Annotated in this window: 5 protein-coding genes; all 5 read left to right on the forward strand. The window is 60.4% G+C overall.

Annotated features, from left to right (window positions below; genetic code table 11):
• Positions 1 to 54: 54 nt before the first annotated feature.
• Positions 55 to 3,519, forward strand: a complete 3,465-nt coding sequence (locus ASF77_RS08685; RefSeq protein WP_229445345.1) for a DNA/RNA non-specific endonuclease — start codon at positions 55 to 57, stop codon at positions 3,517 to 3,519.
• Positions 3,516 to 3,896, forward strand: coding sequence for a hypothetical protein (locus ASF77_RS24185; RefSeq protein WP_156648813.1), 381 nt, complete (start codon positions 3,516 to 3,518; stop codon positions 3,894 to 3,896). The genes ASF77_RS08685 and ASF77_RS24185 overlap by 4 nt, the downstream gene beginning before the upstream one ends.
• 588 nt (positions 3,897 to 4,484) lie before the next feature.
• Entirely contained in the window at positions 4,485 to 4,937 is a 453-nt protein-coding gene (locus tag ASF77_RS08690) for an imm11 family protein (protein WP_156648814.1), read from the forward strand.
• Between the two features lie 630 nt (positions 4,938 to 5,567).
• On the forward strand, positions 5,568 to 6,617 hold the full coding sequence (locus ASF77_RS08695; RefSeq protein ID WP_056337730.1) for a tetratricopeptide repeat protein: 1,050 nt from the start codon (positions 5,568 to 5,570) through the stop codon (positions 6,615 to 6,617).
• A 175-nt stretch (positions 6,618 to 6,792) separates the two neighbouring features.
• On the forward strand, positions 6,793 to 12,838 hold a 6,046-nt coding region (locus tag ASF77_RS08700), incomplete at its 3' end, for a hypothetical protein (protein ID WP_156648816.1).

The following is a 12,838-nucleotide window of genomic DNA, read 5'->3' on the forward strand; positions in this document are numbered from 1 at the left end:
CGGGTGACCCGGATTCACGATACCCGAGCCGACATCACCTATGAATACGACGCGGTGGGCAACCGCCGCCGCGTGCGCAGCGTCTACCACGACGGCGTCCAAGGCTCGATGCAGATCCAGGACTTCTGGTACGACTACGACAACATGAACCGTTTCACGGTCACCATGGGCAGGCTGTCCGGCGCGGCTGCCTTGTCGGCCGGGGATACCAGCGTCCAGGTGGTGCTCGGCGCCGCTGGTAGCGAGGGCGTGCGCCTGCAGTACAACAAGGCCGGCCAGCGTATCCAGGCAGTGTACGCCCGCGACAACCACCGCGAAGACTACAAGTACGGGGTCGAAGGCTATCTGGAAGACACGTACATCAACGCCAACGCCAGCATGCAGGGCGCGCTGGCATCGAAGCGCGTGAACGACCTGCTCGGCCGCACGACCAACTACTACGAGTACAACGCGCAGGGCATGACTTATGAGCGCTCGACCGTGTACAGCGCGGACGGCCGACAGCTGAGCCAGTCCGGCAGCGACGGAAAGGTGACGTACCAGTACTACAATCAGCTGGTAAACGGTAACGACAGTTTGTTTGCCGTAAGCGAGGCTGGAGCTGGCGAGCTGGCGATCGTGACCACCACCGCCAAGGATGGCACCGTTACCACCAGCTATACGGCCTATGACTACTGGGACGAGGCCAAGCAGCGCAGCCTGACGATCAAAGGCGAGACGGCGTACAAGCCGGACACCGAATGGCGCCCTGGCATGTCATCGATGGCTTACGACGTCAACGGCCACCTGAAATCGGCGACCGATGCCGGCGCCGATGGCAAGATGGGCACGGCCGAGCTGGACAAGGACAACGTCACCTTCAGCTACATCAGCAACGCCCAGGGCCTGGTGCTGCGCCGCGAGCAGTACAACGGCGACAAGGTCGGCATGATGCACCGCTACCTGTACCTGAACGGCGCGATGGTGGGCGACGTCGGCAACGACGGCGATGCGCGCCTCGACTATGCGCAGTCGCTGGGCCAGGCCAAGGCCAGCCGCGAGGAGATGTACAAGAACTGGACGCCGATCAGCAGCGCCGACTTCGACCAGAACTACCAGCCGATCAACCGCACCTATCCCGCGGCGACGGGCAGCACCTATGTCGTCAAGGCGGGCGACTCGCTGTATGCGATCGCCGGCGCGGTCTGGGGCGACGTCAGTATGTGGTACCTGATCGCGGAAGCGAACGGCATCACCGCCGAGACCCCGCTGACGCCGAACCAGACGCTAACGATCCCGAACAAGGTCACCAACATCCACAACAACAGCGGCACCTCGCGGCCGTACGATGCGGGTGCCATCATCGGCGACCTCAGCCCGACGCTGCCAGAGGCCCCATTGCCGGCGCCGCCACCGCAGAAGAGCGGTGGCGGTTGTGGCGGGCTGGGCTTGGTCATCATGGCGGTCATCGCGGTAGTGGTAAGTCTTCAGCTAGGGCCGCAGATTGGCGCGGCCATCTACACTGGGGTAACGGGAACCACGACGACCGCAGCAACCCTGGCAACAGTAGCCGCCGGAGGGGCGGCGACAGGCACAGCCGCAGCCGTAGCAGCAGGCATGACAACGCTTGGGGCGGCTGCGGGGATGGCGGCAGGGATGGCGGCAGGCGCTGCGCTAGGAAGCTTTGCTAGTCAGACGGCGGGGATTGCCATGGGAATGCAAGACAAGATCAATTGGCGTTCGGTCGGAACCAGTGCGTTGATGGGCGGCTTGACTTCTGGCGCCGGAAACGCCTTGTCGAAATTGGGGGGGGCGGCTTACCGCGGGCTGGACGTGAGTGTCAAGGCCGCAATTCAGAACGTTGCTGGACAGGGGCTAGGGAAGCTGACAGGAGCACAAGAACATTTCAGCTGGCGAAGCATGGTAGTAAGTGCTATTTCTGCGCCATTAATGTCAGCGGTTAGAACGAGAATTGGTGGATCCCAGTGGGGACAAGATAACGGCAATTATATGCGTCTCGCCCAAAACACCGCATCGTCAATTGTATCGGCGACCATTGGTATGGTGGTGACTAAGGGACGTATGTCGTGGTCAGCGGTAGCCGCTAATGCGATCAGCGCGACAGTAGCGGATATGTATCACGACAACATTGCTAGTGATTCTCAGGCGACCTTGGGTGACCGCTCAGTAAGCCCGGCAGATGCAGTCCTTCCGAACTCGAAGCAGCTCTCTCGGGCGATGGCGGGAGGAGTGAGATATAGCAGCGTGTCTAGTGGCGAAAAGGACTGGTTGAGAGAACTTGGGCCATATAACGAAAGAATTGTTTCTGCGGACGACGATACGATTAAAGCAGGTGCTTACCTGGCAGAGCCGCCATACCAGCACGTTCGCAAGGAACCGGGCAGCTTCGATCCATCTTCCTGGATGGACGATGAATCAATCAGGCTTAACGCATCTGATACAAGCTATACATCTGTTAGTTACAAGACAAACACCGTTTATGTAAAGCATTATGTCGGTTTGTTTGACGGATTGGACATGGCGCTGGGTAAGGCCTCTAACTGGGTCGTCGACCAGGCAGCCTCGGTTGTAAGGAGTGGTGAGCAAGCTGCGCGTGAAGGCAATATAGGGTTAGCAGCCTATCAGGCGTTTTGGTACGTGCCTACGAAGACGGCCGCGAATTTGATATCAGGTGTAATTGAGACTGCCCGACTTGCTACGAGCCCTACGGCGGCGCCCAAACTTTTCGACGCAATGCGTAATCCGGTACAGACGGCGCGAAGCACATTGGATGGGTTTAGCAGACTTTCCGTTCAGGACAAGACTGCAGCGGCATTTGCGATGGTGCTTCCTGGCACAGGGACGGCAGCACGCCTCGCGAGCAGAATTCCTGGCGCCGGTAAATTCCTACAGGCTGAAGTCGGATATAGTCGAGGGCAAGGCGTTACGCTAGCGACAGGTGATGGTAAGGTATATGGTTCGCTTGACACTACGAACATTGCTGCCGGTCTGTATCCCCGCATTGCCAAGCAAGCAGGCGCAGTCTCGCTCGGTAGGTTTGGTCTAATCAGTGAGACCAGGACCGTTGGAAAAAACACAGCAACATTTTTCTTTGATGCTAATGGCCAAGTCAAGTCTGTTAAAGGTAGCTTAATTGAGGATTTTGGTGGCGGAAAACGAAGTTCGGCCGAGGTTAGCGAGCAGAGTGTTGCAGCTTTGAGTGGGAAGTCTGGTGATCAAGGCGGACACCTAACAGCGTACCGGTTCCTCCCCGAACAGGGAGCGATTAACTTGTTTCCGCAAAACGGGAATTTCAACATGGGTGCCTTTAAAACTATTGAGAACGATTATGCACGTGCGGTGAACAACGGTTATCGTGTCGAATTTCAACATGATCTCCTCGATTTTGATGCAAACATGAGGCCCCAAAGTATTGAGGTTAAATATGAAGTCTTTGATACAAACGGACTAGGTATGGATTCGTTCCATAATGTTTTTGATAATGCTCCTGGGCAGGTTTATAAGAGGCGGTTTAAATGAGTGATGAGAGCGCAAAATATATTATTGAGCTTGCCAAAGATCTGTTTGCAACGATGCGTGTGCAAAATCCTTTGTGGCAAGTGGCATACTTCCGCTATGCAAAGTTTATTGGGTCTACCAGTGCATCTGCTTCTTATCGCACCGCATGTGAAGTAGAGCTATTGAGCGTGTTTCAGCATACAGAATTCTTTAGGCGCGCAAAAAATCTAAGTGATAATATTTTCTTGAGCCTCGATAAAAATACTGGAATGTTTTTGTTGGTGATTAATAAAAACCTTGACTATTCGGTCGAGTTCGAATATGAGGATCCTGATAAGTGGGAAATAACAAAAAGAAATGGTGCTAGCGGAATTCCTATAGGGTATGAAGGGAAGTAATCATATTTCTGTGCTGCAATTTTCAGTAAGGTAGGTGTGGAGTGCATGTATTTTGAAACGGCTATTGTCCTTTTTACTTAGAGTAGGAGTGGTAGACAATTTTAGGATGATGTCTACAAAGACAGAGGCGGAGGCCGTCTTTAACGGAGATAAAGACGGGTTCGACATGCAAAGTAGAGTAATGTAGAGGATCCGATAATGTTATTGAATGGTGAGCGGCTCAGCCAGTATTTTGCGTCGAATGGATTTTCAGTATGGATAAACCTGTAAGTCACAAAGTCAAATTTGCATTGCAGAGCATATTCCCCTCTTTATATAGCTAGGCTCGTTGCCTGCTACTATTCAGACAGAGAGCAGCACAGGCGGGAACATCGTCTACACCTACTACACTGATGACGAGGTGAAGAGCAATTGTGATGTCGCGCTGAAGACGGAGCCAGATTACGATTGACGAAGCTGGCAATCTAGAACTATTCAAAAATGATTAAATTGCTAGACGTTGATACAACGGGTAGGTCTCCCTATCCTGAGGTACATAACCCGATGCTTAGCGAGATTCGGGGGCTGAAAACGTACGGAGGCGTTAGCTTGGCAGGAAGATTTCCTCATTTAACGTTAGTCTTGACGGATGCCGCAGATGGCCCCGCTGGATTGGTCGATTACTTTACGGTTGGATTGCTCAACGTGGTCTCTTCCAAGCTACCAGCCGTTCTTGAGGAAGTGGGTGCAGAAATAGAATATTTTCCGGTTACCGTGCTCTATCACGGAGACGCGACCGCCTCGGAATATTTTGTTGCCAATCCACTCAGGCGGCTCGACGCGATCGACCATCAGCAATCCGTGGTAGAGCTCGATGAAGAAATGGGAGACGCACTAGCGGTAACCAAGCTAGTTCTTGACGAAGCAAGGCTGAAGGATGTGAGGATGGCAGTAATTGCTGAGATCCAGCGCATCGGTGTGCAAGATGACGTTGCGGCTGCGATTGAAGCTGCAGGCTGCATCGGATGTGCATTTGTCGATCCGATATCCATTCGATATTGAATAGGAAGAAAGGGATCCGAAAGACACGCATTGCTGTCACCGACAATGGCCATCCTGATGCAGTATGTAGGAGTCCCGCGCTTCCGCCGATTCTTTATACAACGCTTAACTTTTCGGCCAGCGGCAAATGTATTGCGCTTGGCGCAGGAGCTGTCCAATAGCGGTTGTGTTGTTGCGCAGCACAAAATCCTGGCCTTGCCGAGGAGGCAGGCCTGCATTAAGCGGCCTATGCTGTCCAGCTGGTGTAGCTAGGCGGAGAACTGATTGTACGCACCAGCTACGACGAGCAAATGCCGATTCGCTGCGCGACGTACGGCAAGAATCGGTAATCGGTGCCGCGTGACTAGCATACAGAGACTGTGCATGTACGCGGCTTACGTGCGAGGACTACGTCTACGACACCGAACATTGGCGTTTCCCATTCACATGCATCCTCCGCCAAACGAATTCTCAATCCGTTTTACGCCATTTGATCATTTGATAGAATGCAATACTAATGTCGTTGCTCGCTCACCTTTTTAAAGAGTCGCCATGTTGCCAGGTTTAATTTCCGCAATAGAAGCATCGCAAAAATTAGCACGCACTGAGTCATATCTCGCCTCGGATCCCCGTAATCTCGACCTGCTTGTCATGGCGATCGACCTGTCGCTAATGACTGACGATCCAGCCCGCGCCCGGCGCCATGCCGAGGCTGCGCTGGATCACTATCCAGGCGACGTACTCTTCCTGGCGCGCATGGGCACCATCCTGATGGCTCAGCACGAATGGCAGGGCGCCGCAGCCTCTCTGGAGCAGGCGCTGCGGCGCCACCGGGATGTCGAGCTCGCCTACAACCTATCGTACTGCTACACCTGGCTCGGCCGTCAACGAGAGGCGTTCGATACGCTGGTCGGTTACGGCGCCGAAGGCGAGCTTCCTGCGCATGCGGTGACCTTGCTAGTGCGCGCCCTGCACCATCTCCGCGAGCTCGACCGAGCGATCGAACTGATCCAGGCCGAAATGCCGCGTTGCCAGGAAGCCCCCGCCTTTCTTGGCGCGGCCAGTATGGTCTATCTCGACAACGGCAATATCGAAGAGTCAGCGCGGCTGAGCGAGTTGGCGCTGGCAGGTGGCGTACGGCCCGTCGAGGCCTTGGTGGTGGCCGCTTCGCTGGCGCTGGGGCGCATCGATGCGGATGCTGCGACACGGATCTGCAACGAGGTGCTGGCGAAGAATCCGACGGAAGGCCGCAGCTGGTCCGGCCTGGGCCTGGCGAGCATGCTCAAGCGCGATCTTCCTGCGGCGGAGCGCCAGCTGGAAGAGGCCGTCAGGTACATGCCGGGACACCCCGGCACCCTGCATGCGCTTGGCTGGTGCAAGATCCTGAATCAGGATCTTGCCGGTGCCCGCGCCGTATTTCTCAAGGCGCTCGAGCTAGATCGCAACTTCGGCGACAGCCATGGCGGGCTGGCGGTAGTGCAGGCCTTCGGAGGCGAGCGCGATGCGGCCGGCGAGTCGATCAAGCGCGCGCTCGGACTCGATCCGAACAGCCTGTCGGCCAAATTCGCGCGCATGATATTGGATGGCAAGGTCAGCGATCCAGCGCGCTTCCGCGCACTCGTGCCACGCCTGCTGGCCGGTTACCAGGGGCCGTTCGGGCAAAACCTCGACGCCATGCTGGACGATTACGAGGGCAGCTGAAGTTTCCGCTATTAAGAACAAACCCCGCGAACTGCGGGTTTCGTTTTTCTGCGATTAAACATTTCTAACAATCTCTGGATTCATTGCAAAAGCAGGCTTGCCGCCGGTTGGGAGCACGGTCGTCCTGCGCAATGACTAACGCCAGCTGGGCTGGCTCTACCAAACGGGGATCGAAATGGTTGCAATCGTTAGCGGCAGTGGCGTCGGTTTGGTCAACACCTCGGCAGGAACGCTCGGCCAGGACGGCATCTTCGCTAATGCCGCCTTTGGCACGACCAAAGAGTCTGCATACGTTAACGTTGCGACAGGCAATCTGTCTCTGCAGCTCCAGGACGATTTTGTCGCTTCCAAGGGCATCGACTTGTCGCTTGTGCGCACCTACAATTCGCGCGGTGCGCTGACGGGCATGCGGAATTGGCAGCTTGGCGTCCGCAAGCAGATCACCGGCCTGACCGGCACCGTCAACACCGCTGGCAGTACCCTGACCCGCATCGATGGCGACGGCAGCGCTTCGCTCTACCAGTACGACGCGGCCCGCTCCGCTTACGTCAGCACCGACGGCGGCGGGGCCTATCAGACGATCACCTACAGCAGCACCGCCAACGAGTGGACGTGGCGCGCGGATCACAATGATCTGAAGGGCCTATACGAGCGCTACGATTTCGCCGCCGGCTTGATCAGGTTCGCCGGCGATGCGGCCGGTGTGAGTCTGACCTACGCCTACGATACGAGCAGCCGGGTCATCAGCATCAAGGATGCGACCGGCGACTACATGTATTTCGATTACACGGGTGAGAACGTGTCGAAGGTGCGGGTCAAGAAATCCGGCTCGTCGAGCGACCAGTCGCGCGTCAGCTATATCTACGACACCCAGGGCCGGCTCACCAGCGCCGTCGTCGACCTGACCCCCGACAACAAAACCGACACCAAGACCTACGTCACCACCTACACCTATGTCGGCACCACCAACCTGGTCGAAACGGTCACCCAGACCGATGGCACCAGCCTGCGTCTTACCTATGAGCCCGCCGGTGGCCAGGATCGCGTCACGGGCATGACCGACGGCCTTGGCCGTACCACGCTGTTCGACTACACGGTAGCGGGCAAGACGACGGTTGTCGATCACCTAGGTGCGCGCACCACCTATGCCTACGACGCCAAGGGCCAGCTGCTGAGCATTACCCAGCCGAGCGTCGGTGGTGTCGCCCAGATCAACGAGTTCCGCTACGATGCCGCCGGCAACGTCACGCAGGCGATCGACGCACGCGGCCTTGTCACCGAGTTCGGCTACGACGGCAACGGCAACCGCATTCTCGAACGCGATGCCGCCGGCAACACCATCAAGCGCACCTTTTCCGCCTCGAATCTGTTGTTGACCGAGTCGCGTTTCACGGACATCGACCCGGACGGCGCGGGCACTGCGCAACCGCTCGCCAGCCTGACCACACGCTACGCCTACGACACGAACAACCGCCTGCGTTTCGTCATCGATCCGGAAGGCCGCGTACAAGAACTGCGCTACGACACTGCTGGCCAGTTGACCGCGCGCCTGTCCTATCTCGACGCGCGCAAGCCTGACGGCGCCGCGGCGAGCACCTATACCTTCAGTGCACTGTCGACCTGGGCTGCGAGTGCGGAAGTGGCGTCGAGCCTGGCTACACGCACCGAGTATTTTTACGATACACGTGGGCTCGTCAGTCTAGAAAAGTATTTTGCCAAGCCATATGCTGTCAACCTGGCAAGTGCGCCATCCTTCGAGAGCACTGGCTCGACGACGTACGTGTATAACGTCATGGGACAGGTGCATACAACTTATGACTCGTCGAACAACCCGAGTTATATTGGGTACGACGGGCTCGGCCGCGTTCTGAGTTCGCGCGACCAGGCAGGCAACGCTACCTACCACAGCTATGACGATCTCGGCCACCGGACGATCAAGACCGCGCCGAACGGCGTTGTCACGACCTCTACCTACGATAGGGGTGGCCAGTTGGTGGCTGTTGTCGTGGCGGATGCGGCAGGAACCGGCGCCGGCCAGACCAGCTACGCCTACGACGCCGCAGGGCGCTTGCGCATGCAGACCGACGCCAACGGCACCCGCAGCTTCATGCTATACGACCAGGCCGGTCGCAAGACCGCTGACGTCAGCGCCGCTGGCAGTCTGACCGAGTATCGTTACGATGCCAACGGCCAGGTGGCGCTGACGGTTGCTTATGCGACCAAGGTGTCGACCGCGTCGCTGGTTGGAACGGATGGCAAGCCGCTGCCCCTGACGCTGGAGCAGTCCGGCCTGCGCCCGGCCGCGACCGATGCCGACCGCCGCGAATGGCGGCTGTATGACAGTGCCAACCGCCTGTCGAAAACGGTCGACGCGCTTGGCGTGGTCACCGATTACACCTACGACGGCGCCTCGCGCCTGCTTGAGGTGGCCCGCCGCGCGACCAGGGCCAACCTGACCACCTTCGCCGCCAACCCGGTGGCCGCCAACGCCAACCCGGCGCCGGCGGCCGGCGACAGCATCACCCGCAACGCTTACGACAAGAGCGGCCTCCTGCGCTACACCATCGATGGCGAGGGCTATCTCACCGAGCTGCGCTACGACGGGCTGGGACGGCAAACGGACACAATCCGCTATGCGCTTCGCGCCACCGCGCAGCTGCAAGCAGGCAGCAACTGGTCGCAGCAACCGATCGCCACCAGTACGGCCGACATCACGACCAGCGCGGGCTACGACGCGATGGGCCGGGTAGTGTCTGAAACCGACGGCGCGGGCAACGTGACGACCCATACCTATAACGCCGACGGTTATCGGACGAGCAGCACACGGGCTGGCATGTTCGTGCGGTACGAATACGATCGGGTAATGCAGCTCGTCGCGCAGCACGTGGGCACGCTCGACAGCGCCTCAGGGCAGACTCCGTCAGTGACCCGCTTCGCTTATGACACAGTGGGTAACCAGGTCACGGTGACCGATCCCGCGGGCGGCGTCGACCAGTTCATCTACGATGCCAACAACCGCTTGATCTTCAGTATCGATTCCCTTGGCGTCGTCAGCGAAACCCGCTACGACGCGGAAGGCAATGCGCTCGCCAGCGTGCGCTACGCGACGGCGATCGACCCGACCCCGACCGTGCCCGCAGTGACCCTTACGGCGGCCGAAGTGCGTGCCCGGGTACCCGCCGCGGCTGCTTACGATACCAACGAGGTGCGGCGCTACGACAGCGATGGCCGCCTGGCCTGGAGCGTGGATGGCGCCGGCGCGGTCACCGAATTCCGATATGACGCGGCCGGCAATCTGGTCAGCCGCATCGCGTACGCCACGGTGCTGAGCGACGCGCGTATGGCCGAGCTGGCGGCCAGCCCGGCTGCCATGCCGGCGCCGGCCGGTTCGGCCACCAGCGCGACCAATTATGTGTACGACGGCAGCGGCCGTGTGGTGTTCACCATCGATGCGCAAGGCGGCGTCAGCGAAGCACGTTACGACAACGCGGGCAGCGTCGTGGAAACGATCCTGTACGCCAAGCCGATCACTGTTGTGGCCGGGGCTGGTCTTGCCGCGGTTCGCGCCGCGCTGCAGGCGGGCGCGTCCGACACCCACGAATTCAAGCGCTACGACCAGCTCGGCCGGCTGGCGTGGAGCGTGGACGGGGCAGGGGCCGCGACCCAGCTGAGCTACGATGCGCGCGGTAATCTCATCAGCCGCGTGGCGTATGCGGTGCCGCTCAATGCGAGCGCGCTGGCCACGCTCGCGGCCAATCCTGCTGCGCTGCCGGCGCCAAGCGGGGCGTTCACCGTCGTCAGCCATGTGTACGACAATGCCGACCGCCTGGTGTTCACGATCGACACGCAGGCCGCGGTCGACGAGATCCGCTACGATGCGAACGGCAAGGTCGTCGAGTCGATCCGCTATGGCAAGCCGGTTGGCCAGCTGCTCAACCGCAGCGCGAGTGCCGCCGTCGACAACCTGAGCGTGGCATCGGTGCGCGCGATGCTGGGCGCCGTCGGCGCCGCGGATGCCCGCTCGATCGAACGCTACGATAACCAGGGCCGCCTGATCTGGAGCGTGGATCCGCTGGGCGCCGCCGTGCGCCTGCGCTACGACCTGAACGGGAATGTGCTCTCCCGCGTCGCCTATACCGTGCCGCTTGACGCCGCCGCCTTGGCGGCGCTCGCGGCAGACCCCCAGGCCCTGCCGACGTTCGCAGCCGATGCGCCTGCGCGCACGACGCGTTATGCCTACGATCGCGAGAACCGGCTGGTCTTCACGGTCGACACTACCGGTGGTGTGACGGAAACGCGCTACGACGCCAATGACCAGGTGAGCGAAACCATCCGCTACGCCAATGCGATTTCGCAGGCGAGCGGCAGCGCTACCGAAACGGGCGCCGCCCTAACAGTATCCGCCGTGACCGCGGCGCTGCAGGTCGATGCCGCGCGCGATGTCCACGCATTCGAAAGGCATGACAAGGAAGGGCGCCTCACCTGGACGGTGGACGGCAACGGCATCGCTACCCGCATCGGCTACGATGCCAACGGCAACGTCAACAGCCGCGCTGTCTACACCGCACCACTCGATGCCGCCGCACTGGCCGCGCTGGCCGCTGATGTGCGCGTGGCGCCGGCCGTCGCCGCCAATGCTGCGTACAGCGCCACGTTCTACGTGCATGACGCCGACGACCGTCTGGTATTCACCATCGATCCGGCGGGCGCCATCACCGAGGCGCGCTACGACGGCAAGGATCAGCTCATCGACACGGTGCTGTATGCGCGCGCTGCTGCCACGCTGCCCTCGCTTACCGGCGCGGCGTTGACCCCGGCGACGGTGCGCAGCAGCCTGCTGCTCTCCGACAGCACGCGCGACATGCACCAGATCCGGCGCTACGACAATGCCGGCCGCCTGACCTGGAACGTCGACGCTGCCGGCACCGCGACGAAAATCAGCTACGATGCCCGCGGCAATGCCGTCAGCCGCGTCGTGTATGGGCAGGCGCTCAGCGCAGCGGCGCTCGCCACACTCGCCGCCAGCATCGACGCGCTGCCCGTGCCTGGCGGCGCGACGACCGTCACGCGCCAAGTGTTCGACGCGCGCGACCGTCTCGTCTTCATCGTCGATGCGCTGGGCGCAGTCACCGAGAACCGTTACGATGTCAACGATCAGGTGGTCGAGACCGTGCGCTATGCGAACCGTATCGATCCGGCCCAGGGCGACACCGCGGAACGCGTACGCGCGGCCCTGCGCGCCGACGCCGCTGCCGACATGCGCAGTTTCCGGCGCTACGACCTCGAGGGCCGCCTGATCTGGACGGTGGAGCCCGCTGGTGCCGCGATCCGGCTGCGTTACGACAGCGCCGGCAACCTGGTGGAACGGATCGCCTATACCGAGGTGCTCGGCGCTGCGGCGTTGGCGGCGCTGTCGCTCGATCCGGCCGCGCTGCCCCAGGAAGGCAGCACGGGTACGCGCACCTACTATGTCTACGACGAGCGCAACCGGCAGGTATTCGGCATCGATCCGCTCGGCCTCGTGAGCGAGACGCGCTACGATGCGATGGGCAACGTCGCCGAGACGATCCGCTACGCGAAAGCGGTCGACCTCGCGGCGCTGGTCGCCGGCGCTTCCCTGGCCGATATCCGTGCTCGCCTGACTCCCGACGCGGCGAAGGACACCCGCCAGCTGCAGCGCCACGACGCGGGCGGCCGCCTGACGTGGACTGTGAGCGCGGCAGGTGCAGCCACCCAGTTCGCATACGATGCCGCCGGCAATGTAACCCGGCGCAGCGACTACACGACACTCCTGAGCGCCGCCGCTATGGCTGGCCTGGCGAGCAATCCGGAGACAATGCCCCAACCGGTGGGCACGGCCAACGCGACGCGGTACGTCTACGACGGCGACAGCCGTCTGGTGTACACGGTCGACGCGCTCGGCTCGGTCACCGAGAACCGCTACGATACGGGTGACCACGTGGTCGAGCAGATCCGTTACGCGAAGGCGATCGATCCGACCGGCGCGTCGGTGGCGACGCTGCTGCGCCCGGATGCAGCCGATCAGGTCACCCGGTTCACCTACGATCAGGCCGGCCGTCTCACTTTCACGATCGACGGCACGGGCGCCGTCAGCGAGCGTATCTACGATGCGTCGGGCAATCTGATCCGAACCGTGGAACATGCCAAGCCGCTAACCGGCGTGCAGGTCTGGTACGCGCCCGGAACGAATTCCTCGCTCA

It is taken from the genome of Massilia sp. Leaf139 (genome assembly GCF_001424165.1).
GTDB lineage: Bacteria > Pseudomonadota > Gammaproteobacteria > Burkholderiales > Burkholderiaceae_D > Telluria.